This window comes from Streptomyces sp. T12, from assembly GCF_028736035.1.
Taxonomy (GTDB): domain Bacteria; phylum Actinomycetota; class Actinomycetes; order Streptomycetales; family Streptomycetaceae; genus Streptomyces.
Window position 1 is genome coordinate 781,534 of the sequence record NZ_CP117866.1, and the last position, 23,473, is coordinate 805,006.

At 70.5% G+C, this 23,473-nt stretch carries 19 protein-coding genes; all 19 read right to left on the reverse strand.

What is annotated here, in order from left to right:
* Window positions 1-4: 4 nt before the first annotated feature.
* On the reverse strand, window positions 5-871 hold the full coding sequence (locus tag PBV52_RS03460) for a carbohydrate ABC transporter permease (protein WP_274236767.1): 867 nt from the start codon (window positions 869-871) through the stop codon (window positions 5-7).
* Window positions 868-1,812 carry a carbohydrate ABC transporter permease gene (locus tag PBV52_RS03465; RefSeq protein WP_274236768.1) on the reverse strand — a complete coding sequence of 315 codons (945 nt, stop codon included), beginning with the start codon at window positions 1,810-1,812 and terminating at the stop codon, window positions 868-870. Before PBV52_RS03465 ends, PBV52_RS03460 begins: the two co-directional genes overlap by 4 nt.
* Entirely contained in the window at window positions 1,809-3,092 is a 1,284-nt protein-coding gene (locus PBV52_RS03470) for an ABC transporter substrate-binding protein (protein WP_274236769.1), read from the reverse strand. The genes PBV52_RS03465 and PBV52_RS03470 overlap by 4 nt, the downstream gene beginning before the upstream one ends.
* Window positions 3,093-3,152: 60 nt before the next feature.
* On the reverse strand, window positions 3,153-3,905 hold the full coding sequence (locus tag PBV52_RS03475; protein WP_274236770.1) for a cupin: 753 nt from the start codon (window positions 3,903-3,905) through the stop codon (window positions 3,153-3,155).
* The gene (locus PBV52_RS03480; protein ID WP_274236771.1) at window positions 3,899-4,837 is read right to left on the reverse strand and encodes a PmoA family protein; all 939 of its coding nucleotides are present in this window, start codon (window positions 4,835-4,837) and stop codon (window positions 3,899-3,901) included. The genes PBV52_RS03475 and PBV52_RS03480 overlap by 7 nt, the downstream gene beginning before the upstream one ends.
* Window positions 4,834-5,949 carry a Gfo/Idh/MocA family protein gene (locus PBV52_RS03485; protein ID WP_274236772.1) on the reverse strand — a complete coding sequence of 372 codons (1,116 nt, stop codon included), beginning with the start codon at window positions 5,947-5,949 and terminating at the stop codon, window positions 4,834-4,836. The genes PBV52_RS03480 and PBV52_RS03485 overlap by 4 nt, the downstream gene beginning before the upstream one ends.
* Before the next feature lie 223 nt (window positions 5,950-6,172).
* A complete protein-coding gene (locus PBV52_RS03490; RefSeq protein WP_274236773.1) occupies window positions 6,173-7,498 on the reverse strand; it encodes an ROK family transcriptional regulator in 1,326 nt (441 codons plus the stop codon).
* A 12-nt stretch (window positions 7,499-7,510) separates the two neighbouring features.
* Window positions 7,511-10,039, reverse strand: a complete 2,529-nt coding sequence (locus tag PBV52_RS03495) for a beta-galactosidase (RefSeq protein WP_274236774.1) — start codon at window positions 10,037-10,039, stop codon at window positions 7,511-7,513.
* The gene (locus tag PBV52_RS03500; RefSeq protein WP_274236775.1) at window positions 10,036-10,971 is read right to left on the reverse strand and encodes a carbohydrate ABC transporter permease; all 936 of its coding nucleotides are present in this window, start codon (window positions 10,969-10,971) and stop codon (window positions 10,036-10,038) included. The genes PBV52_RS03495 and PBV52_RS03500 overlap by 4 nt, the downstream gene beginning before the upstream one ends.
* A complete protein-coding gene (locus PBV52_RS03505; protein ID WP_274236776.1) occupies window positions 10,971-11,921 on the reverse strand; it encodes a carbohydrate ABC transporter permease in 951 nt (316 codons plus the stop codon). Before PBV52_RS03505 ends, PBV52_RS03500 begins: the two co-directional genes overlap by 1 nt.
* Before the next feature lie 6 nt (window positions 11,922-11,927).
* A complete protein-coding gene (locus PBV52_RS03510) occupies window positions 11,928-13,211 on the reverse strand; it encodes a sugar ABC transporter substrate-binding protein (RefSeq protein ID WP_274236777.1) in 1,284 nt (427 codons plus the stop codon).
* A gap of 197 nt (window positions 13,212-13,408) precedes the next feature.
* Window positions 13,409-15,145, reverse strand: coding sequence for a DNA polymerase/3'-5' exonuclease PolX (gene polX, locus PBV52_RS03515; protein ID WP_274236778.1), 1,737 nt, complete (start codon window positions 15,143-15,145; stop codon window positions 13,409-13,411).
* A gap of 69 nt (window positions 15,146-15,214) precedes the next feature.
* On the reverse strand, window positions 15,215-16,450 hold the full coding sequence (locus tag PBV52_RS03520) for a DegT/DnrJ/EryC1/StrS family aminotransferase (RefSeq protein ID WP_274236779.1): 1,236 nt from the start codon (window positions 16,448-16,450) through the stop codon (window positions 15,215-15,217).
* Between the two features lie 158 nt (window positions 16,451-16,608).
* Window positions 16,609-17,736 carry a GNAT family N-acetyltransferase gene (locus PBV52_RS03525; RefSeq protein WP_274236780.1) on the reverse strand — a complete coding sequence of 376 codons (1,128 nt, stop codon included), beginning with the start codon at window positions 17,734-17,736 and terminating at the stop codon, window positions 16,609-16,611.
* Between the two features lie 163 nt (window positions 17,737-17,899).
* Window positions 17,900-18,667 carry a class I SAM-dependent methyltransferase gene (locus PBV52_RS03530; RefSeq protein ID WP_274236781.1) on the reverse strand — a complete coding sequence of 256 codons (768 nt, stop codon included), beginning with the start codon at window positions 18,665-18,667 and terminating at the stop codon, window positions 17,900-17,902.
* 97 nt (window positions 18,668-18,764) lie between these two features.
* Complete coding sequence (locus tag PBV52_RS03535) at window positions 18,765-19,982, reverse strand: aminotransferase class V-fold PLP-dependent enzyme (RefSeq protein WP_274236782.1); 1,218 nt, start codon at window positions 19,980-19,982, stop codon at window positions 18,765-18,767.
* Between the two features lie 5 nt (window positions 19,983-19,987).
* On the reverse strand, window positions 19,988-21,322 hold the full coding sequence (locus PBV52_RS03540) for a pyridoxal-phosphate dependent enzyme (protein WP_274236783.1): 1,335 nt from the start codon (window positions 21,320-21,322) through the stop codon (window positions 19,988-19,990).
* Window positions 21,319-22,821 (reverse strand): alanine racemase, encoded by a 1,503-nt coding sequence (locus tag PBV52_RS03545; RefSeq protein WP_274236785.1) that lies wholly within the window; start codon window positions 22,819-22,821, stop codon window positions 21,319-21,321. Before PBV52_RS03545 ends, PBV52_RS03540 begins: the two co-directional genes overlap by 4 nt.
* Before the next feature lie 209 nt (window positions 22,822-23,030).
* Window positions 23,031-23,441 (reverse strand): VOC family protein, encoded by a 411-nt coding sequence (locus PBV52_RS03550; RefSeq protein ID WP_274236786.1) that lies wholly within the window; start codon window positions 23,439-23,441, stop codon window positions 23,031-23,033.
* Between the last annotated feature and the right edge of the window lie 32 nt (window positions 23,442-23,473).

Consider the following 23,473-nt stretch of genomic DNA (forward strand, 5'->3'; position numbering starts at 1 on the left):
CCGATCACCCCTTGAGCCCGGAGCTGGCCATGCCCTCCACCAGCAGGCGCTGGAAGGCGAGGAAAAACAGCACGATCGGCAGCAGCGCGATCACGGACATCGCGAACATCGGGCCGAACGCCGAGGTGCTGGACGCGTCCACGAACGACCGCAGCGCGAGCGTGAGCGTGAACTTGTCCGGGTCGAAGAGGTAGATGAGCTGGGTGAAGAAGTCGTTCCAGGTCCAGATGAAGGTGAAGATCGCCGTGGTGATCAGCGCGGGCCGGGTGAGGGGAAGGACGACCTTGAAGAAGCTGCGGAACGGGCCGCAGCCGTCGATACGGGCCGCCTCCTCCAGCTCGCGCGGCAGGCCGCGCATGAACTGCACGATGAGGAAGACGAAGAACGCCTCGGTGGCGAGGAACTTCGGCAGGATCAGCGGCCAGTAGGTGTTCACCAGGCCGAGCTGGTTGAAGATGATGTACTGCGGGATCAGCACCGCGTGGTGCGGCAGCATGATCGTCGCGATCATGAACGCGAACAGCGGTCCGCGGAAGCGGAATCGCAGGCGCGCGAAGGCGTAGGCGGCGAGCGAGCAGCTGATGACGTTGCCGAGCACCGCGCCGCCGGCGATCAGCAGCGAGTTGGACAGCAGCCGCCAGATGGACACGTCGTTGACGCCGTCCAGAGCGGTGGAGTAGTTCGACCACTCCAGACGGCTGGGCAGCAGGTCGAGGCTGGCGATGACCTCGTCGGCGGGCTTGAGCGAGGTCGCCAGCAGCCACGCCAGCGGGTAGAGCATGACCAGCAGTGCGGCCAGACAGCCGACGTGCAGGGCGATCCGGCCCCAGGCAACGGGCTTGCGGACGACCGGAGTTGTGGTGGTGGTCATCGGTCCCCCTCGGAGGCGTAGAAGACCCAGGAACGCGAGGTGCGGAACAGCACCGCCGTGACGCCGCCGATGACGATCAGCAGGACCCAGGCCATGGCGGAGGCGTAGCCCATGTGGGAGGCGACGAAGCCGCGGTCGTAGAGGTAGAGGGTGTAGACGAGGGTCGAGTCGGCGGGGCCGCCCTTGCCGGCGCCGATCGCGAAGGCGGGCGTGAAGACCTGGAAGGCCTGGATGGTCTGGAGTACGAGGTTGAAGAACAGGACCGGGGACAGCATCGGCACCGTGACGGACAGGAACTGCCGCCATTTCCCGGCCCCGTCGACTGCCGCCGCCTCGTACAGCTCGCCCGGGATCTGCTGGAGGCCGGCCAGGAAGATGACCATCGGCGCCCCGAACTGCCACACCGTCAGCAGGGCCACGGCGAGCAGCGCCCAGCCGGGCTTGTTGACCCAGCCACCGGTGCCGAGCAGGTTGTCCACCGTGCCGCCGTCGTTGAAGACCGCGCGCCAGACGAGGGCGATGGACATGGAGGCGCCCAGCAGGGACGGGGCGTAGAACGCCGACCGGTAGAAGCCCTTGCCCCGCCTCATGGGCTTCAGGGCGAGCGCGACGACGAGGGCGAGGGCGAGTTGCAGGGGCACGGCGATGACGACGTACGTCAGCGTGGTCAGCACCGACCGCCAGTAGCGCGGGTCCTCGGTGAACATCTGGACGTAGTTGCGCAGGCCCACCCAGCGCGGCGGGCTGAACAGGTCGTAGTCGGTGAAGGACAGGTACAGCGACACGGCCATCGGCAGCAGGGTCAGGACGATCGCGCCGAGCACCCACGGGGACAGGAACACCCAGGCGGGGCCCTGACTTTCGCGCTTGAGGCGGCGCTTCGGGGCTGCGGTCGCCGCCGGTTTCCTGGCTGCGGGCGCGGGGATGTCGGTGGTGGTCATGACCTCAGCTCCGCCTTCGCCTCGGTGACGTAGTTCTCGGCCGCCTCACGGGGCGACATGCGCTCGTAGGACACCTGGTCGTAGTCGCGCTGGAAGGTGGCCTGCAGGGCGTTGTCGCCGGAGGGCGGGGCCTGCGGCGGGTTCTTGAGGGAGCCCTCCAGGGAGGACTGGTAGTCGGCGATCGTCTTGTCGAAGTCCTTGAGCTGCGGCTCGGTCTCCTCGCGGATCGACTCGTTGACGGGGATGCCGCGGGTGGCGCCGAGGATCTTCGCCGCCTGCTCGTCGTTGATGAGGAAGTCGACGAGCTGTGCCGCCTCCTTCGGGTGACCGGTGCCGGCTCCGACGCCCAGGAACATCGACGGCTTGAAGTACTGGCCGGGGGTACCGTCCTCGCCGGACGGCATCGGCGCGAGCGCGACGCCGCTCGGTATGAGGGCCAGGAACCCGCTGGCCGGAGCGTCCCAGTTGGAGTCGGACAGGGCCTCGCCGCGCCCGAGCGGGGTGTTCTCGACGGAGCCGTCGAGCTGGGTGGTCTGCTCGGCGGGCGAGACGACACCCTCGCGCCGGAGTGCGTCGGTGAAGGTCCACCAGCGGGTCAGGTCGTCGGCGGTGAAACCGAGCCCGCCGTCCTCCGTGTAGAGGGACTTGCCCTGTCCGCGCAGCCAGACCTCGAAGCAGTCCTCGCTCCAACCGGGGTCGGTGGCGCCGGGCTTACCGGTCTTCTCGGCCAGGGCCCGCATGGCGTCGGCCCACTCGCTCCAGGTCCAGCTCCGGCCCGGGAGCGGTACGCCGGACGCCTTCCACGCCTTGACGTCGTAGGCGACGGTCTCGGTGCCACGGCCCTGGGGGATCGCGTACTGCGCGTCGTCCAGCCGTCCGGTGGCGAGCAGGCCCGCCTCGATCTCATCGGTGCGCAGGACGGCCTTCTGCTCGGCGAGGTCGAGCAGGACGCCGCCGGAGGCGTACTGGTCGATCTGCCGGTAGTCGAGTTGCATCACGTCGGGGGCGTCGCCTCCCGCGGCCTGGGTGGCGAGCTTCTGCTTGTAGGCCTCGTAGGCCGAGAACGACGTCTGCACCTGGATGTTCGGGTGCTGTTTCTCGAACAGGGCGACGGCCTGCTCGGTGCGTTCCGCGCGGTCGGGGTTGCCCCACCACGTGTAACGCAGCACGACCTTGCCGCCGCCGACCGACTCCCCGGATCCTCCGCAGCCGGCCAGCATCGCGCAGAGCACGAGTGCGGCGGCCGACGCGCAGAACCCCTTTGTCCTGTGTCCGGGCATGCCGAGGTCACCTCTTCTCTCCTCGGACTTTCTGTTGGCCCCCCTCGGCCCCCTGGCCCGCTATCCGCCGCCGTAGGGCAGCGTCGTCCCGGGCAGGTTGTACTCGTCCCGGCGGCCGCACATGCCGAAGCCGCCGAGCCTGGTGGGCGCGGTCTCGTACGAGGTCGCGTCGGCGAGATACACCGGCTCACCCGTCTCCAGCGCGTCGAGCTGGGCGCCCGTGCGCTCGGCGGTGGCCAGCGCGCCGGCCCGCCACAGCTCCCGCCACTGGGGCACCTTGGCGCGCACGAGGCGGGCGGCGGCTCGCTGGAACTCGACGTACGGGCCGCTGTCACCGGCGACGAGGGCCTCGCGCAGGGCGAGATAGCCCTCTACGGCGAGGTCCCTGCGGCGGCGCGCGGCGGCCGCGGTGTCCGGGCCGGTGCCGGGCGGCAGCGTGGCCGCGGCGGCGTACCTGTCCGGATCCGACAGCACCTCGGACGGGAAGGTGAACACGGCGTCCCCGGCCTCCGGCAGCCCGCTGTTCTGCATCAGCACGGTGATGCGCAGATCGCCGCCCTGGACCATACGGTGCACGGTCCCCGGCGTGAACCAGGTGACCGAGCCCGGCTCCAGGGGGATGTCCCGGTAGCCGTCGGGGCTCAGCGTCTGTACCGCGCCCTGGCCGCCGGTGACGACGTACGCCTCCGTGCACACCAGGTGCAGATGCGGGCTGCCGCCGCACACGCCGTCGGCGGCCTCCCAGTCATAGGCGCTCAGGTGGGACAGGCCGACGGCGCCCGGCAGTGGATGCGGAAGGTTGGGCTTCACCACGGCAGCCCCTCCAGATGCGCGGCCACCCGCTCGCGGTCCCAGGCACCGTCGGCGAACACGACCCGGTACCGGTAGCCGAAGGACTCGCCCGGCGGCAGCTCGAACTCCTCGAAGAACGCCCAGGAGAACGCCACCGTCGGGATCGGCTCCGAGCGCACGAACCAGTGGGACTCGTGGATCGCGGCGTTCTCGTCGAGGTTCTCGGGCGCGTGCGCGAAGACGAGCGTGGAGTGGCCGTCGACGTCGTCGTGCTCGGTGGTGAAGGCCAGCCACGGGCCCTGCGTGCCCATCAGCTTGCCCGCGTCCGCGCCCGCTCCCCCGTCGAGGTCGGGGCCGAAGGCGGTGCCTGAGGTGAAGTCCCGGGGTCCGCGCCACTGGAGTCCGGTGTAGCCGGCCATCTCACGGCCGGCGGTGGTGGGCGAGCCGAAGGCCAGCGGCTCGGCACGGAGGTTGGTGAGCCGGATCGACCAGTCCAGGGCCCAGGCACCGGCCGCCTCGTCCACCGAGTGGACGGTCAGCCCGCGCACCTCGCGCGCCCACTCCTCGCCGCCGTTCTCGACCCAGGTCAGCTCCTCGGTGAAGGCGAGCCGGTCGTCCTCGGCCGCGAAGTCGGCGAAGCCGTCGTGCCGCATCGAGCCGACCCGCTCGGGCAGAGCGAGGTAACCCTCGCCGTGGACATAGCAGTTGCCGCCCCAGAAGTTCTGCCCGGACAGATGACTCGCCGTCATCTGCAGGCCCTTGTGCCAGCGGTGGTCGCTGGGCCGGTAGCCGGTCACGGTGTGCCCGGCGAGGGTGCGCACGGGGTGCGCGTAGGGCTTGCGGGACTCGAAGGCCTGCGGGTCGGGGCGGTAGACGTAGCGGAGGATCTCCGTGCCGCCTGCCGCCTCGACGGCGATGTGGTCGCCGTGGACATGAGTGACGCGGATGCTCATGCGCGCTCCTTGGGGGCCCAGTGGGGGTGGTCGCCGTGCATGGCCGGGTAGAAGGGGTCACCGGGCCGGATCTCGCCCGCGAGCACCGGGCTGCCCGTGAACGCGGCCTTGTAGAGGGCGGCCGCGAAGTCGAGGGTGGCCCGGGCGTCGGGGCCGCTGCCGGGCGGTCGGACACCGTTGTCGTAGGCGTCGAGGAGGGCGCCGAGCTGTGCCGTGTGCGAGCTGGACAGGTCCGCGGCCGGGGTGCGCCAGGCGGTGGCGCGCTCGGAGGGGACGTGCGGGGCCGGGGTGTAGACCCAGTCGTCGTTGCGGTGGCCGTACAGGTGGGTGAGCTCGACCGTCGCGTCGGCGCAGTCGATGCGGATGCGGCTCACCTCGTGCGGGGACAGCACGCTGTTGACGACGGTGGCGAGGGCTCCGTTCTCGAACCGCACGAGGGCCGTCGAGACGTCCTCGCTCTCGGTGTCGTGGACCAGGCGCGCGGCCATGGCCCGGATCTCCGCCCACGGCCCGAGCAGGTGCAGCAGCAGGTCGAACTGGTGGATGCCGTGCCCCATCGTCGGACCGCCGCCCTCGGTGGCCCACCGCCCGCGCCACGGCACCGCGTAGTACGCGGCGTCACGGTGCCAGGTCGTCTGGCAGTGCGCGACCAGCGGGGCGCCCAGCTCACCGCCCGCGATCAGCTCACGGGCGTGCACGGCGCCGGAGCCGTAGCGGTGCTGGAAGACGACCGACGCGTGCGCGCCCGACGCCTCCTCGGCCGCCGCGATGTCGTCGTACTCGGCGAGCGACAGGCACAGCGGCTTCTCGCACAGCACCCAGGCGCCCGCCTTGAGCGCGGCGACCGTCTGCTCCCGGTGCAGCGACGGCGGCGTGCCGATCAGGACCAGGTCGGGGCGTACGGCGTCCAGCATCTCGCCCGTCGAGGTGTACCCGGCGACGTCCTCGCCCGCGAGCTCCCGGAAGGCGTCCAGCCGGGCCTGGTCCACGTCGACCGCGGCGACCAGCTCCACCCGGTCCGCGTGGTGTCTCAGGGCGGGGAGATGGCTGCCGCTGACGATGGCGCCGGTGCCGATCACGGCGACGCGGCGGCGGACGGGACTTGGGGACATGCAGTTCTCCTCGGACGGCCGGCGGACAGCCCGCTTGGAAAGCGCTTGCACTTCGAGGCGACCCTAGGCAGGGACCTAATGTCAGGACAACCCCTCTGCGGCGACATGAGCAAAGCCTTGACCCGTTCGGCTCGGCTCACCCCCCGCACGCTCCCCTTCCGGGCGGCCGCTCAAACGGATGAAGATCACGAACGGCTCGGAGCTGCGGCACGGTGCAACTCGGTCACACCGACGGTCCGTTGACCTCATGCCGGATCCTCGCCATGGATGAGGCGTCCGGAGAAAGCGGCTTCTGACTGCTCATCGGCTGGGCGGCCTCGGCACCCGGCTGCGGCCGGCTCCGGGCCTGGCTGACCAGGCCAAGCCGGGCGAGGAACTGCTCCAGGGTGAAGGCGGCCATGCCCAGGCACACGGCGTTGCCGGGCACCTCGGACACCTCGACGGTGAGGCCGGGCAGGGAACCCGGCAGCACGTGACGGGGCAGTTCGTCCCGTACGGCGGGGACGAGCCACGGGGCCAGCGCCTTGGGCAGCCAGCCGGTGAGCGTCACCGTCGGCACGTTGAGCAGGTTGACGAGGTCGCCGAGGGCCGCGGCGAGGTAGCGGCCCGTGCGCCGGACGAGTTCCCGCAGCACCGGATCCCCCGCGGCCAGGCCACGGGCGACGGTCTCGACGAAGTCCCGCTGCCCGGGCTGTCCCAGCGCCGGATGGGACGGGTCGATCTCGGCCAGCGTCTGCTCCAGGCCCGGCGCGCCGACGTACGCCTCCACGCACCCGTCTCGGCCGCAGCGGCACGGGCGACCGTCCAGCATCAGGAGGGTGTGGCCCCATTCACCGGCGTTGTTGCTGATGCCGCGGACCAGCGTGCCCTCGATGGCGATGCCGGCTCCGGCCCCGGTGCCGATGTTGACCACGGCCATGCTGTCGACGACGCGCCCGGCGCCGAACCACATCTCGGACAGGATCGCCGCCTTGAGCGGATTGTCGACGTACACCGGCAACCGCAGCCGCTCGGCCAGCAGTTCCTCGATGTGCACGTCGTGCCAGTCCCAGTTCGGCGCGAAGACCGAGACCCCGGCGTCATGGTGGACGTGGCCCGGCATGCTCACCCCGACTCCCACGATCCGGTCGCGCTCGGTCCCGTCCGCGTCCAGGGCCGCCTCGATCGCGCCGACGATGCCGTCGACGACGTACGCCTGGTCGTTCTGGTCCTCGTCGAGGGCCGTCTCGTGCCGGCCCAGGACACCGAGAGCGAGGTCGTACACCGTGGCGTCGACGTAGGTCTCGGCGACGTCGACACCGACGATGCGGCCCCGGTCCGGGTTGATCGTGAGCCGTTCGTACGGCCGTCCCACGGCGTTGCGCTCCACGGCGGCGATGTGCAGCACGCCCTCCGCCAGGAACCCGCCGACCAGCGTCGTCACGGTGGCCTGGCTGAGGCCCGTGTGCCGGGCGAGTTCCTGGCGGGAGGACGGCCCGAGGTCGAACAGTGCGCGCAGCACCTCGAAACGGTTCTCGCTGCGAACGTCTCGGGCCGTGTGCCGGGCCACCGGTACTCCCCCTCAGTCGGTCGGTCCCCCCAGCCACAGCGTACGGATCTCCGGCGTCTGACGCCCTTCAATACCCTGGGCGAGCAGGGTCAGGCCCGGCCAGTTCGGCGGCACCCAGAGCGCGTCGGGGTCACCGCCCGAGAAGTCGGGCCGTTCGCCGGCCCAGACGCGCCCCACGCACTCTCCGCCGGCCCATCCGGTCACCCGGACCTGCGTGGCATCCAGCCGGACCAGATATCCGTCCGGCGACGCCGGCAGGTCGACGTCGAGCCATGCCTCCTCCCCCGGTTTCAGCACCAGCGGAAGCCGTACCTCCTCCGTGCGGCCGGAGTCGGCGGCGAACGCGGTCAGCAGCTCGTCGTCCTGCACCGCGCACGACCAGTCCCGTACGGCGTCGAGCGCGAGCAGCTCGGCGCGCAGGCCGGGACCGCTCGGGTGGTGCGGCAGCGTGACCGCGACCTGGTGGGTGCCCGCGGTCAGCAGCACCCAGGGGTTCTCGGTGTGGACGGTCTCCGGCTCCCCGTCGTCCACGCTCACCCGCAGCGGTTCGACGACCCCGCGCAGATGCAGCCCCGACGGGGTGGGCGAGTGGACCGTACGGGTGTAGGTGACCGGCGCCGCGACGCGGGTGCTGCTCCAACCCCCGAGCACCCGGGTGGGCGCGGGAGCCCCGGCCCAGTGGCCGTGCACCGTCCACAGAGCCGACACGTCGGTGGTGTCCCGCACCTTCCAGAGGGTGCCGAGGCCCCGCAGTGCGCCGAGGCGGAGCGCGGGCAGGCGGGCGTCATCGAAGTTGGCGTGGCCCCAGATCTCCACGACGGCCTCGATCGCGGCGGCACCCGTCACGTCCCGTACGTCGATGCGGCGGGCCGCACCGAATCCGGCGACCGTCGGGAGCGCCCGGCCCGCGACGGACAGGTCGACGATGTCGGCGGCGTCGGTGAGCAGCAGCTCGTCGACGCCGGTCAGGTCCGTGGTGGTCCGGTAGGTGCCACGGCCCCGGTACACGCCGAGCGACTCCAGGGCCGGCGGCAGTTCGTGCAGCCCCGCGGGCCGCTCGGGGGCCGCCTCGGCCCGCCGCCGCACCTCGCGTACGGCGGCCGGTTCCCGGGCGTCGGGCTTCTCGGATCCATCCGCCAGGCGGACCGTGCCGTCGGCGTCGACCGACCGCAGCCGCGCGGCCTGGGCCGACGGCAGCACCACGAGCGTGGTCCCGGCCAGGGTCTCCCGTCCGGACACCGGGATCTCGGTCCGCGTCCCGTCCAGTACGACGGTGACGGGCACGTCGGAGGAGAACACCAGCACCCCGTCCGCCCGCGCCACGAGGTCTGCCGAGGCGAGGTTCAGGACGGCGCCGTTGAGCGGCACGTCGACCGCCATCAGCGGGCACGAACCCGGAGCGACCTCGACCGGCACGCCCCGGACGACCGCCTTGCCGGGCTCACCGCCCAGATGCGGTACGGCCACCAACCGGCCGCCCCCGTCCAGCTCCAGCGCCGACGGCTGCGAGCTCGTCGGGAAGTCGCAGCCGAGTTCGGCGTACGACACCGTTGTCGCCAGGGCCAGTCGGGGACCCCATGTCTCCACGACCCGGGCCAACACCTGCGCCTCGGCGTACTCCGGGCGCTCCAGGCCGGTCGAGGTGACGTAGCCGCCGAAGTCGTAGCCATGGCTCATGAAGTTGCCGGGACGCCCCCAGTTGCCGCTGGACGGGGTGTAACCGAAGTTCCAGCCGGACGACTGGAGATACGGCGCGATCAGCTTGGCGCCGCTCGCCAGCAGCCGCCGCAGCGTCCGGTGGCGGCGGTTGGTCTCGGTGACCAGCAACGGCACCCCGCGCTCCGCGACCAGCGCGGCATAGCGGCGCACCTCGGCCTCGATGTCCGGGGAGTCGTCGTCCGGGTAGAAGTTGCTTGCCGGTACGACCCCCTCGACGTCCCCGGTGGCGCCGGGGAGGTCGCCCTGGCCGGAGCAGGCGACCAGGGGGACGGTGATGCCGTGCCGAACTGCCGTGTCCCGCAAGGAGGTCATGTACCCGGTGCGGTCCGCGCAGTCGAAGAAGTCCAGCTCGTTCTCCAACTGCACCATGATCACCGAACCGCCCGCCGGGTGCTGACGCTCCGCCAGCAGCGGCAGCACCTGGTCGAACCACGCGGTGACCTGCTCCAGATAGCGGGGCTCGTTCTGACGAACCCTCAACTCCCGGTCCAGGCCCAGCCAGGCGGGCAGCGCGCCGCCGTCCCACTCGGAGCAGATGTACGGGCCCGGTCGGGCGATGACGTACAGGCCCTCCTCCCGAGCGAGGTCCAGGAAGGCGGCGACGTCCCGGCGGCCCTCGAACGAGAAGCGGCCGGGGGCCAACTCGTGGAAGTTCCAGGGGAGATAGACGTCGACGCAGGTGTAGCCCGAGGCCCGTACCTGGGCGAGTCGCTCGCGCCACTGCTCCCTCGGGATGCGGAAGTAGAACAGGGACGCGCACAGCAGGGTGCGGGGACGGCCGTCGATCCACACGCCCTGGCCGTCTACGTGGATGGTGGTCACTTCACTCCCGCGCTTCCGCCGCTGATGTCCATCTCGTACAGGTACTTCTGGCCCAGGTAGTAGACGATGATCATGGGCAGCGCGAGCAGGACCGAGCCGACCATGACCAGGTTCCACGCCGGTGACTGGCCCGCCGCCGAGGTGCTGGTGATGTACTGGATGCCCAGTGACAGCGGCATCTTGGACTCGTCGTTCAGATAGATCAGCGGGCCCATGAAGTCGCCCCAGGTGTGGGTCAGGGTGAAGATGCCGATCGCGATCAGCACCGGCCACAGCATGGGCAGCATGATCCGCCGGTAGATGCCGAAGAAGCCCAGGCCGTCCACCATGGCCGCCTCGTCGAGCGTGCTGGGCAGCCGGGACACGAACTGCCGTACCAGGAAGACGTTGAAGGCGTTGGAGAAGAAGTTCGGCACGATCAGCGGCAGATAGGTGTTCACCCAGCCCAGGTCCCGGAAGAGGATGAACTGCGGGATCATCGTGATCTGCGTCGGGATCATCATGGTGGCGATGACGATCAGGAACAGCGTGTTCTTGCCGGGGGCCCGCAGCCGGGCGAAGGCGTAGCCGACCAGGCCGCTGGAGAGCATCTGCCCGGCGACCGAACAGAGCGAGATGATCACGGAGTTGATCAGGAAGCGGCCCATCGGCAGCTCGGAGCCGAAGACCCGGCTGAAGTTCTCCCAGTGGAACTCGGTCGGGAAGAGGGTGAAGGAGTTGGTGTTCACCGTCGCGTCGCTGGAGAGCGCGATGGAGCCTACGAACACCAGCGGCATGCTGAGGATCGCCGCCACGACGATCAGCGTCGCGTACGTGAACGGGGTGGCCCGGAACGCCCGCACCGTGCCGGGGCCCCGTCCGCCACGGGTCTTGCGCGGCGAACCGCTCTCCTGCGTCCGCTGCGGCGCCGGGGTGGTAAGGAGGCCGGCCATCACTTCACCTCGGTTTCGTAGAACACCCAGCGCCGGGCGGTGCGGAATGCGATCAGCGTGAAGACGAGGACCACGAGGAACAACAGCCAGGAGATCGCCGACGCGTAGCCCATGTGGTAGTTGCCGAAGGCCTCGTCGAAGAGGTACGGCACCATCGTCTCGGCCCCGTCGTAGGCCGCGCGCAGCTTGCCCTTCGGCACCAGGATGTACACCTGGGCGAAGACCTGGAAGGCGCCGATCATCCCCATGATCAGGTTGAAGAAGATGATCGGGGTCAGGTGCGGCAGGGTGATGCTCCAGAACTGCCGTACCGCGCCCGCGCCGTCGACCTCGGCCGCCTCGTACAGCTCCTTGGGGATGCCCTTCATAGCGGCGAGCAGCAGCACCGTCGCGGCGCCCGCGCTCCATGCCGACATCACGACCAGCGCGGGGATCGCCCAGTCGCCGTCGAGCAGCCAGGCCGGGCCCGAGACGCCGAACAGGCCGAGCGCGTCATTGAGCGGGCCGTTCGGGGCGAGTACCTGGCGGAAGATCATCGCCGTGGCGACGAGCGGCACCAGGGTCGGCAGATAGATCAGGGTGCGCAGCAGTTTCCGGGCGCGTACCTGCTTGTTGAGCAGATTCGCCAGCCACAGGCCGAGCACCAGGCCGAGCGGGACCGAGACCGCCGCGTAGTAGAAGGTGTGCCACAGCGTCTTCCAGAACCTGGGGTCGTCGGTGATCAGCGTGACGTAGTTCTGCAGCCCGACCCAGGTGGGTGCTGTGAACGAGTCCCAGTCGGTCATCGAGTAGTAGACCGACGCGATCATCGGCCCGAACAGGAAGACCAGGAACCCGATCATCCACGGTGAGACGAACAGATAGAACCAGAGCGCCTCACGGCGCCGCCTCTTCGAGGACTCCGAAGTCTTCGGGACCGCCGTCGAGGCCGTCTTCGAGATGGTCGCCATCGCCGGTCATCCCGCGGACTTGATGATGGACTCAAGGTCCTTCTGCAGTGCGGTCAGCGCCTTCTTGGCGCTCTCCTTGCCGAGCCAGAAATTGGCGAGGCCCGAGTCGATGGCCGACGTCATCTCGTTCCACTCGGGGATGAACGGCGCGCGGAAGATGAAGCCGCTGGACTCGGCGAACGCACCCATGTTGACGTCCGACTTCATCCACGCGGGCTTGAGGAACGCGTCGCTCTGCTGCACCGCGAGGCTGGCCGGCACGTCCTCGCCGTCGTCGATGATCTGCTGCTGCGCCGCGTCCGAGGTGAGGAAGTCGATCGCCTTGAAGGCGTCGTCGCGCTGCTTGCAGGTACGGGAGATGGCCAGGCCGCTGCCGAACGCGGACACGGCCTGCTTCTCGCCGCGCCAGATCGGCGCGATGTCCCACGCGAACTTCGCGTCCGTGAGACCGGCGGTGACCCAGAAGCCGTTGGCGTGCGTGGCGCACTTCTGCATCGGGAAGGCCTGGTCGCCGCCGACCTCGGAGCCCATGTCGGCGTAGTCCGCCTTGCTCGGCGCCACCTTGTGCTTGTAGACGAGGTCGCCGGCCCACTGGAGCGCCTCGACGACCTCGTCGCTGTCGACGGCGGGGCGGCCGTCGGCGTCGATGATGGTGCCGCCGTTCTGGTACGCGAGGCTCCACCACTGCGGGTACCACTCGGCGCCGGTGTAACCCCACTGCTTGCCGGGGACGGTGAGCTCCTTGAAGGCGTCGAGCGCGTCGTCCCAGGTCCACTCGGCGGTGGGCGCCTTGATGCCCTTCTTCTCGAACAGGTCCTTGTTGTAGTAGACGGTGATCGCGCCGGAACGGTCCGGGATCGCGTACAGCTTGTCCTCGTACGTGTAGATGGAGCCGACCGGGCCGAACCGCTTGGCGGTGTCGAGGCCGGCCTTCTTGGCGAGGTCGTCGAGGGGCAGGAGCTGGTTCTTGCTGGAGTAGGTGTTGACGCTCTCGGCGACCTGCATGATGTCCGGGCCGCTGCCGCCCGCGATCATCGTCTGCACCTTCTGGGCGTACGCGTCGCTGGGGATCAGCTGGAGCTTGACCTTCAGCTCCGGGTACTTCTTCACCAGCAGGTCAATGCGCTTCTGGTACGTCTTGCGGTCGGCGTCGCCGCCCCAGACGGTCATGACGAGCGGGCCGCTCGAACTTCCGCTGCCGGAACCGCACGCGGTGAGGGTCACGACACCGGCCGCGAGTCCCAGGCCGAGGAAACCCCGGCGGGACACCTGAAGCTTGTCAACTGGCATGGCTCTACTCCTCGGTGAAACGGGCGAACACGCAGGAAACAGCCCTCGGGAGCCCGGGCCCGGCTTCGAGTGACGGTTAAACTAACCCTCGTTAAATCTCGCTACAAGCCCTTGTTTCCCACGAGTTTCAACCTGCACGACTCGCACACGAGCGAGAGCCGACCGCGCTCGGCGCGCTCGAGGCCCTTCGGCAGAGGTCAGCCCTGGTCCAGGAAGCGCCGCAGCCGGGTCAGCGGCCAGGTGTTGATCACGTCGTCCTTGGTGAGCCAGCCGCGCTGTGCCGTGCCCACGCCGTAGCGCAGGTTGGCCAGGTGGATGACGGCGTGGGCGTCGCTGTCGACGGCGAACCTCACGCCGTGCCGCCTGGCCCGCAGGATGTCCTCGTCGCGCAGGTCGAGCCGGTCGGGGTGGGAGTTGATCTCCAGGGCCGTGCCGGTGCGCGCACAGGCGGCGAAGACCGCGTCGAGGTCGACGTCGATGCCGGGGCGCTTGCCGAGGAGGCGGGTGGTGGGGTGGCCGATGATGTGGACGTGGGGGTTCTCGCAGGCCCGCACGATCCGCCGGGTCAGCGCCTCGCGCCCCTGGTTGAAGTGCGAGTGCACCGAGGCCACGCACAGGTCGAAGCCGGCCAGGAACTCAGGCGGCCAGTCCACGTCGCCGTCGGGGCCGATGTTCAGCTCGGCGCCGTGCAGCACCCGCATGCCGGCCCGCTTGCCGCGCTTGCCGTACTCTCCGTCGAGCTCGCGGACGCGTGCGCGCTGGGCCAGGATCCGTTCGTCGGTCATCCGCTGCATGGCCATGTCGGGGCCGTGGTCGGTGACCGCGTAGTAGGCGTACCCGCGCTCGGCGGCCGCGGCGACCATCTCCTCCAGCGGGGCGAGACCGTCGGTGAGGTCGGTGTGGGTGTGCAGATCGCCCCGGATGTCCTTCTCCTGGACCAGGTCGGGCAGCTCGCCGCGCAGCCCGGCCTCGATCTCGCCCCGGTCCTCGCGCAGGGTGGGCGGGATCCAGGGCAGGCCGAGGCGGGCGTACACGTCCTCCTCGGTCTCGGAGACGATCTTCTTGCCGGTCTCGGTGTCGAAGAGGCCGTACTCGGAGAGCTTGAGCTTCTTGTGGACGGCCATCTCCCGAGTGCGGATGTTGTGCGCCTTGGAGCCGGTGAAGTACTGCATCGCCGCACCCCAGGAGTCCGGCGGGACGACACGCAGATCGACCTGGAGGCCCTTGCCGGTGCGGATCGACGTCTTCTTCTCACCGTGCGCGATGACCTCCGAGACGTACGGCAGCTCGGTGAAGGCCCGCATGACCGGTTCCGGCTTCTTCGCCGCGACGAGGATGTCGACGTCGCCGATGGTCTCGCGCACGCGGCGCAGCGACCCGGCGTAGGAGCAGCGCTCGCAGCCGGTGACCTGCGACATCTCGGCGACGATGTCCTCGGCGAGGCTCATGGCGACGTCGATCAGGACGCGGTCCCCGGAGGACTGCAGCAGGCCGATGCCGTGCAGGATGTTCTCCTCCGTCTTCGGCCCGAAGCCCTTCAGGTCGCGCAGCCGCTCCTCGTGGATGGCGTCGGTGAGTTCCTCGGTCGTGGAGATGCCCAGCTCCTGGTAGATGACCAGCGCCTTCTTCGGGCCGAGCGTGGGGATGGCGGTGAGCTGCCGGACCCCGGCGGGGATCTTCGCCCGCAGTTCCTCGACGGCGGACACGCTGCCACTGGCGAAGTACTCGACGACCTTCTCGGCGATCGACTTGCCGACGTTGGGGATCTCCTTGAGGCCCTTGACGTCGAGCCTGGACACGTCCGCATGGTGGCCGCCGATCGCCCGGGCGGCCTTCTCGTAGACGCGCGCCTTGAACGCGTCTCCTCCGGTGATCGAGATCAGATCCGCGTACTCCTGGAGCAGCGCGGCGACCTCGTCGTTGGGACGGGCCACACCTCCAGGGTAGGCAAGGTGGGGCCGGGCGGCGCGGGCCGACGCCGCCGGGCACCCGGGACATGGCCTCTACTGGCCCAGGGGAGTGGGTGGCGAGTTCGTGGTGTCGAAGACGGGCGGGGTCGGGATCGGAGGGTGTGCGGTGGTCGCCCGCTCCTTCGTCAGGGCGTTGGTGATCCTGCGGGCCAGGAGGGGGTCGGCCGGCAGGGTGTGCGCGGCGAACCAGCGGGCGGCCGCGGGGGCGGGGGACGGTTCGACGAACTCGGCGCCCGCGTAGTCGTCGAGCGGGGGGTCGTAGACGTATCCCGCGACCACGCCGTGGTTCACCAGGCGTTCGAGGAGAGCGTCGCGGTCGTGGACGAGGAGCGGTACCCGGAACAGGGGCGGCGGGGCGTCGCCCGCCCGGTCGCGCAGTGCCGGGCTGGCCCAGGTGGTGCCCGACAGCAGCGAGACGCCGGCCCTGCGGCGGGCGAGGTCGCCGTCGAGCATGGCCATCCGCAGCTCCAACTGCCCCCGGACCAGGGGCCCGTGGCGGCTGCGGAAGCCGTGCAGGTCGACCCGGACCCAGGGCTCGTACGCGGTCAGGCTCGGCGCGTGGCGTGCGCTGCCGGCGAGGCGGGGTGCGTGCAGGGCCATGCGGAATTCGTCCCGCTCCAGCAGCCGCAGGCGCTGCATGGTGCGCCACACGGGACGCACCAGGTGGAGCGAGCGTACGGCGGACCGGGCCAGCGGGCGCAGCGTGGTGGACAGGTCGGCGCGCAGGCGGCGCGGCGTCAGCAGATCGTCGCGCAGCAGCTCCAGCTCCCGCCGGGTGCGCGCGTCGTCGACGGCCAGGAAACCGCCGGCCATCCCCGCCACGTGCTTGGACAGACTGAACGCCGCCGCCTTGCCGAAGGTGCCGATCGGCTGCCCGTCGACATGCGTGCCGATGGCGTGCGCCGCGTCCTCGATCAGCGGGATCCCCAACTCGTCGCAGCGGCGGCGCAGTTCGACGACCCGGTCCGGCATGCCGTACAGGTTCGTGGTCAGGACGGCGTCCACGTTCCGCCAGGTGGACTCCGGTACGGCGGCCGGGTCGATGTTGCCGTCCCACTGGGACACGGGGGCTTGTACGGGGCGCAGTCCGGCCGCGAGGACGACGAAGAGGATCACGTCGTCGTTCACCGGGGACATCAGCACCCGCCCGCCCGGCCGGCACCAGCGCCGCAGCGCCAGGTACAGGGCCAGTCGGGCCGAGGGCGTGTAGACGCATTCGCGTCCGATGCGCCGTGTCATCATCGCGGCGAGCCGCGATCCGTACGGCATGGTCACCTCTTCCGTGGAAGGGTACGAGGAGGGGTCGCCCGAGGCGGGCGGTGCACGCCGGCGCGCGTCGATCGAGGCCGCCGTGCAGGAGGATCCGAGACCGCGGGGCGCCATGGACTCGACGCCGACGCGTTGCGTGTGACGAGAGCGGGCCCCGCTCAGCGGGCGCGGGCGCCCGCTCCTGACGAGTGGGCCAGGCCCGAAGTGCGCAGCGTGCCGACCGTCTTCAGCAGCCGGTCGGCGGGATCGCGCAGTCTGGGGTGGGCCAGGACCGTGTTTCTCAGGCCGCGCACGGGTCTGCGCCACAGCCGGTGTGCCGCCGCGACGGGGTGCGGGCGCACCGCGAACCCTTCGGCCACCCGCAGCTCACGGGTCTTGAGCCAGTCCTTGTACTCCTTCTCGCCGCGCCCCATGTCCATCAGCGTCACGCCGTCCCGGCCCGCGGCGTCGGCCATCCGCAGGTGCATCATCAGTCCGGGCGAGTAGTAGCTGAACTCGGGGTCGTACGCGGTGAACCAGGCCGCGAAGACCGTCCGCGACCTCGGCCCGAAGTGCGCGGCGACCGGCCGCTCACCGGCGTACACCACGGACAGGATGCCGGTGAAGTGTTCCTCGCGGACTTCGAAGAGGTGCTCGACGAGGTCGACGATCCACGGCTTGGAGAACCGGTCCATCCGCCCCGTCCTGCGGTACTGGGCGGACTTCCACCGCATGAGCGTGCGCAGCACCCGCGGGTCGCGCTCGTCGTAGACGAACCGCACCTCGCCCACGTTCCGGCCCAGGCGGCGCTCCTTCTTCAGCGTCGTCTTGGCCTGTCCGGGGTACGTGGCGCGTAACCACTGCGCGTAGTCGCCCTCGCCGGGCTTCAGGTCGAGCACGGGAGAGGCGAAGGTGCCGGTGACGTACGGGCCGAACGGCTTCTGCTCCTCGACGAGGTGATCGAACTCGAAGACGGACAGTCCGCAGGCCCGCAGCAGATCCCGGGTGTCCCAGGTGACGCCCGGGCGGTGCACGAGGGCCTGGCAGTCGGAGAGTCCGAGACCGATGGCCCGCCCGACACCGAAGGCGGTGCGCTCGTACGGGAAGAAGCCGACGGCCTCCCCGTCCTCGTGCAGCACCGCCACCCGCGCCCCACCGCGGTACCTGCCGACTCCGATCGCGAACTCCGGCGCCAGGAAGGGGTTGGCGTAGTCGGGCGACTCGTCCATCGCCCGGTGCCACGCCCGGCGCAGCGGTTCGCTCAGCTCGTCGGGTCTGTGAATCGTGATGGCGCTCTTGGATCGCACGGCGAACGCTCCCCCCAAAAATCCCCCCAGGACGCATTTCCAGCGCCTCGCCACATTTTCCCCCATGTCTAACTATGCGGCGAGGCTCAAACGTCGCGAAACAGTACGCACGCTGTCAAGGTGCCTGCAGGAACCTTTAGCTGTGCTTGGTGCGGACTCCCGGTCAGCGCAGTGCCACGACGACGTGGCTGGCGCCGTACTGCCAGACGACTCCGACATGTCCGAACCCCGCCTGCCGCAGCAGCCGTTGATGCGCGGACACGGACAGGCGCGCCGCACTGTCGGCGGTACCGGTCTGCGGCTGTCGGCGTCGGCGCTCCGTGAGCAGGTCGGTCAGCTCGGGATCCTGCGCGACGGCCGTCCACCAGGAGGCCCAGTCCTCGTGGGCGAAGGCGCGCCCGCGTTCGGCGTGGCGGCGGCCGACGCGTCCGGCGAGTTCGGCGAGCCGGGTGTCGTCGTGCGGGAAGTGGTCGCCGTTGACGAGGACGCCGCCGGGCCGCAGCAGCGCCGCGAGCTGCCGGTAGACGCGGTGCAGGGCGTCCACGCCCAGATAGTGCAGGGCCGTCGTCGACACGGCCGCGTCGAGCGGGCGGTCCAGCCCCAGGGCCTTCGTCCAGCCCTCCTCGCCGATCACCGCGTCCACGTAGCGGGCCGCGTCCGCGTGGTGGGTGCGGGCCAGCTCCAGCAGCAGCGGGTCCATGTCCACGCCCACGATGTCCGCGTGCGGCAACCGCCGGGCCAGCCGGGCCGCCAGCGATCCGGGACCGCAGCCGAGGTCGACGACCAGCGGCCTGGCCGGGCCGTCGGTCACGGTCTGCTCCACCACGTCGCCGATCACCGTGAAACGCTCCTCGCGGTCCACGGCGTACCGCTGCTGCTGGCGCTCCCAGCGCTCCACCCACCGCTCCGCCGTCGCCAGGCTCAGCCCCATCCGGTCGTGCCACCTCGCCGTCTCGCACCTGTCTCACCCTGTCGGCGCCCGACACTACAAGATGGAAACGGTTCCCATTCCCTCTCATGGCCCTACGTCACCCGAGGGTGGCAAGGACGGCCAGGAGCCGGTCGACCTCCTCGGCGGTGTTGTACACGTGCAGGCTCACCCGCACCGACCCGGTCCGCTCCCCCGCGCTGCCCTGGCAGTGCTGGTCGGAGCGGACCATGAAGCCGTGACTGAACAGGACGAAGCCCAGGTCCCCGGAGTCGATGGCATGGTGCCGGAAGGTGACGATGCCCTGGCGCTGCTGCACGGAGGAGTCGACGGCCAGGCTGTTCTGGCAGCCGAGGATCTCGTAGGCGTCGAGGCGCCGCAGGCCGTCGGTGAGCCGGGCCGCCAGGGCGACCGTCCACTGCTCGATCCGGTCGGTACCGGCCGCGTCCAGCCAGTCCAGGGCGGTGGCGAGGGAGACGATGCCGACCGTGTTGGGGGTGCCCGACCAGCCGCCCGGCGTGAACTGCGGGCCGCGTGACTGGCGGGCCCAGACGGCTCCCGTGCCGGGCAGTGCCATGGCCTTGTGCCCGGAGAAGACGACGAAGTCGACGTCCAGGTCGGCCACGGACACGGGCAGATGGCCGATGCTCTGGGCGGCGTCCAGGCAGATGACCGCCTCCTCGCCGACCGCCCGGCGGATGCGGTGGATGTTCATGTTGCCGCCGTACACGTGGTGGACGTGGCTGACGGCGACGAACCGGGTTCGCGGGCTTGTCAGTTCCGTGAGCGCGGTGTGGTCGTAGTCGCCGGACGCCTGCTGGTACGGCATCGGCCGGACGCGGACGTGGACGCCCTGCCGCGCCAGTTGCCGTTGCGCCTCCAGCCAGGGCGCGATGTTGGCCTCGTGGTCGGCGACCGGGACCACGATCTCGTCGCCGTCGGCGAGGAGCTGGGGCAGCCAGTCGCCGGCGACGGTGCGCATGCCCTCGGTGGTGCCGCTGGTGAAGTGCACGGCCGAGCGCGTCGGGGCGGGGTCGTCCAGGAACCGCCTGACCCGGTCGCGGGCCTGCTCGACCAGGGACGTGGTCCGGTTGGCCCAGGTGTAGGTGCCGCGGCCCGCGTTGGCGTTGCTCGTGGTGAGGTAGGTGTGGACGGAGTCGAGTACGGCCTGGGGTTTCTGGGCGGTGGCGGCGCTGTCCAGGTAGGCCAGCTCCGGGTGGGCGGTGATGATCGGGAACTGGGTGCGCAGGGCGCGCTGCCACTCCCCCGACTCCTCGATGACAGCGGCCGCTTGGTTGTCGATCCTGGGTATGGTCATGGGCGTCAGTCCCGCACGAGGGGTGCGCCCGCGTCGCGCCAGGCGATGATGCCGCCGGTGAGGCTGCGGACGTCCGGGTGTCCCATCCGGGTCAGCAGGGCGGCGTAGCGGGCGGACTTCTCGCCGACCGGGCAGGCCAGCAGGACCGGGCGGTTGCGGCTGAACGGCAGCCCGCCGTGCAGGAGTTCCTCGAAGAGCTCGTCGACGATGTTGACCGAGCCGTCGATGTGCAGGGCGGCATAGGCGTAGGAGCTGCGCAGGTCGACGACGAGTGGTCCTCCGGTGGCGATCCACGCCTGGGCGTCGGCGACGCCGATGGCCGGAGCCGTGCGTAGCTCGGCGTCCGACAGGTCGGCCGGGGAGTTCCTGCGGCGGGGGCGGCCGAAGAGGTCGGGGCGCCGCTGACGGACGTAGCTGAGGTAGCTCTCGACGCGGTCGCAGACGATGAACACCGCCGACTGGCGCTCCGCAGGTTCTCCGTCGGCCAACTCCTCGTCGAAGGCGCGCAGTTGGCGTACGGCTCCGAAGTACGCGGCCCCTCCGGTGGGGCCGGCCAGGATGCCGCAGCGGCGGTTGAGGGTCAGCATTCCCTCGATCGCCTCGTCGGCGCTCACCGACTCGATGGTGTCGTAGGTGCCGGGGTCGAACAGCCCCACCTCGTGCGCCTCGTCAATGGTGCGGATTCCGGGGATGAAGTCGGACTTGGCCGCGACCAGACCGGCGACCCGTACGGCGGGGTCGTGTTCGCGCAGGGCGCGGGCGACGCCGGTGGAGGAGCCGGCGGTGCCCACGCAGGCGATGAACCAGTCCGGGGCCCGGCCGTCGAGGTCCTTGACGATCTCCGGTCCGGTGCCGGTGAAGTGGGCCTCGGTATTGCGCGGGTTGAAGTACTGGTCGGTGTGCAGATAGGTGCTGTCGGGCTCGGAGAGAGTGCGGTGGAAGAGGGTGAGCGGGTCGTCGGTGGCAGTCGGATCAAGGCACTCGCTCTGACCGGGGAGTTCCTCGATCTCCGCGCCCAGCAACAGCAGCAGGTCCTTGATCTCCGGGATCCGCATCCGGTTGGTGACGCTCTTGAAGGTCAGGCCGTGTATGCCCGCGAGCACGGCCAGGGCCTTGGCGGTGTTGCCACTCGACAACTCGACCACCTGGCCGGCCCCCTCGGCCGCGGCGGACAGGTGCGGTCGCGCCATGTTCCAGGCGGCCCGGTCCTTGACCGACCCGAAAGGGTTGAGCAACTCCAGCTTGGCGTACAGGTCGATGTTCCTCAGGCCGTGCACGGCCGGGTCGATGCGCACCAGCGGTGTGTTGCCGATGGCGTCGGTGATGCTGTCGTACCTCACTGCGCTCCCCCCACGGGTGTGGTCGGCCAGTACTGGTCGTCCAGGCACCAGCGCCATGTGTCGCCCTCCTGCCAGGCGGCGACCTTGCGCGCGGAGGGCTGGTGCTGGGCACGGGTGGCGTGGAAGTCCATGCAGTAGCCGGCCGTGTTGGCGAACGCCAGCAGGTCGCCCGGTTCGGGGCGGCGGGGCAGGAAGACCGTGCGGCGGGTGATCAGGTCGGACTCCAGGCACAGGCTGCCGAAGAGATGCACGGCGACCGGTCCGGCACCGGCGTCAGGGCCGGTGCCGACGCCGACGTCTGCTCCTGCGCCTGCCGGGTCCCGTGGGACGACCACGGGGTCCATGAGCACCCCGTGCTCCTCCAGCGCCACGTCGTCGGCCTTCGCCGCCAGCCGTACGAGAAGGGGGCCGCCGGACTCCTGGCCGCGCACCTCCAGCACCTTCGTCAGGGTCAGTCCGCACTGGTCGAGAAGCGCCCGGCCGGGTTCGGTGTGCAGGTCGTACAGGTGCTCCAGGAGCAGGGCGGCCAGGGGGCGGCCGCCCAGGGACGCGGCCGGGTGCGAGAGCAGTTCGTCGAGGTAGCGGGCTCCGGCGACCGGACGGTGGGCGGGGTACAGGCCGAGCGTGCCGCGCAGGGTGCCTGCTTCGTTGCGCAGTCCGTAGCCGTGGCCGGCGTACGTCAGGGGCGGGCGCGTGCCCAGCACGGCCTCGGTGAGCTCGGTCGTGTACCGCTCCCATTGTCCGCCGTGCGCAAGGTAGTTGACGCCGAACCCGCCGCCGATGTCCACGGCCCTGGGCCTGAGCCCGCGGCTGCGGCACTCCTCCAGCACCCGCAGACAGCCCTCCAGTGCCGTGGCCTTCTCGGCGAGGCTCGTCGTGTCCAGGTGGTAGGCCACGCCGACCAGGTCGGCCACGTCGGCGTGCCGCTCGACGGCCTCCAGGAGAGGGGCCGACTCCCTTACCGCGGTGCCGAATCGGCTCCGCCGGCTCAGCACCCGTACGCCGGACGCCTCGAAGCCCGACAGCCGGAGCAGGATGCGGACGCGGGGCAGCGCGTGTTTGCGTACCAGCGTGGCGAGTTGCTCCAGTTCGCCTCGCGTGTCGAGGCTGACGGTGACCGACGTGCGGGCCGCCAGCCACAGGAACTCCGGGTTCTTCGGCCCGGTGGCGGTGATCCGCTCGGGCGTGAGGCCGGCGCCGAGAGCGTGCTGCAACTCCCCCAGCGAGGCGACGTCCACGCCGGCGTCCGTGGCGGCGAGCCGCCGCAGCAGGGCGCTGGACCGGTTGGCCTTGTGGGCGAAGTACACCTGGCCGGACAGGTGGTGGGTGCCGTAGACCGAGCGGAACTGCTGGAGATTGTCGGCGAGTTGGTCGGGGACCACCATGTTCAGCGGAGACCCGAGGGCGTCGGTGAGCGTGTGCAGCAGAGCCGGGGCGCCCAGCAACGAGCGCAGCCGCGGCTCCAGCCGCGGTTCGAGATACAGGGGCTGCCCGCCCATGCCTGGCCCCTCCCCAGCGCTTCGGGCCCGACACTCCGGGCGCTGACGACCACTCCCCGCGGTTTGCCGTATAGCTCCTTTCCCTTCCCTACGGTGCTTTACGCCCTGTAGCTGCCCGCATGGGCGATTGCGTCAACAGACGGCCGGAACCCGTCGAGCCCGGAACGCCGCGTTCCGCGGTAGGGACACTCCAATTGTGTCGGCCGCGCTCAGCCGCCCTGCCCGGCGATGTTGACCATCCAGGTGATGCCGAACCGGTCCGTACACATGCCGAAGACGTCGCCCCACATCTGCTTCTCCAGCGGCACGGCCACCGAGGCGCCCGCGGACAGCTTCTCCCAGTAGCCGCGCAGTTCGGCGTCGTCGTCGCCGCTGAGGCTCACGGAGAAGTTGTTGCCCGGGTTGTGGTCGCCCGTCGGGGTGTCGGCGCCCATGAGGGTGAAGCCACTGGGGGTCTCGAGCATGCCGTGCATGATCTTGTCGGCCATGGGGGTGTCCTGCTGGCCGTACTCGCCGTACGTGTTGAGCGTCAGGGTGCCGCCCAGGACTTCCTTGTAGAACTCCATCGCCTGGCGGGCGTCACCGGCGAACGTGATGTAGGGGTTGAGACGCGAGGCCATGAATCCTCCCGGGAGTGGGGCCAGAGTCCGAC